1 pseudogene is annotated in these 209 nt (G+C 71.8%); it reads right to left on the bottom strand.

What is annotated here, in order from left to right:
- Positions 1-209, bottom strand: a pseudogene (locus tag AC0L2B_RS00005) (hypothetical protein); the annotation flags it as partial.

Consider the following 209-nt stretch of genomic DNA (forward strand, 5'->3'; position numbering starts at 1 on the left):
TCCTGCTCGGCGGCGGGCTGCTCCTTGGCCTTCGGCTTCTCAGGCTTGGCCGCCTGTTCGGGCTCGGCCTGCTCCTGTTCGGCGGCGGGCCGCTCCTCGGCCTTCGGCTTCTCAGGCTTGGCCGCCTTTTCCGGCTCGGCCTGCTCCTGCTCGGCGGCGGGCTGCTCCTTGGCCTTCGGCTTCTCAGGCTTGGCCGCCTGTTCGGGCTC

It is taken from the genome of Mesorhizobium sp. WSM4815 (genome assembly GCF_055811575.1).